A 542-nucleotide genomic window follows, 5' to 3' on the forward strand; every position below is an offset into this window, starting at 1 on the left:
GCCTCGCCAGCACTCGGCGCGGCGGTGTGGCGTCCCTGCGCCGGCGAGACCTGGACGGGGCCGGGCCGGGCCGGTCGCGCGGCCGTGGTCGACGGCGACGCCGTGGGCGGCCCGGCCCGCCGGCTCGGGTCGGCGCCGGGACGGCTGGTCGGGTCGACCCCGGGATGGCCGGTCGGATCCGCTCCGGGATGGCCGGTCGGGTCGGCTCCGGGTCGGCCGGTCGGATCCGCTCCGGGATGGCCGGTCGGGTCCGCTCCGGGTCGGCCGGTCGGCGTGGCTGTCGGCCCGCCGGACGGGCTGCCGTGCGGGGCGGGGCTCTTCGGCTCGCCGGTCAGCACCCGCTCGCAGTAGCCGGCGACCTTCCCAGGGCCACCGGCGGCGTGGATCAGGTCACCGAAGGCGGCGGCGTCCGGCAGACCGCCCGGTCCGTCGCCGACGTCCGCCCGGTACGCCCGACACAACTCCCGCACCGCCGCGCCCGGCTCCGGCCCGCCGTCCACCCCGCCCGTCGGGGCGGACGGCGGATGGTGGGCCCTCGTGGG

1 pseudogene is annotated in these 542 nt (G+C 81.0%); it reads right to left on the minus strand.

Going from position 1 to position 542, the window contains the following annotated elements:
• Window positions 1-542: pseudogene (locus F6X68_RS33870) on the minus strand (hypothetical protein); the annotation flags it as partial.

Origin of the sequence: Micromonospora sp. AMSO12t, from assembly GCF_008806585.1 — a bacterium.
GTDB lineage: Bacteria > Actinomycetota > Actinomycetes > Mycobacteriales > Micromonosporaceae > Micromonospora > Micromonospora reichwaldensis.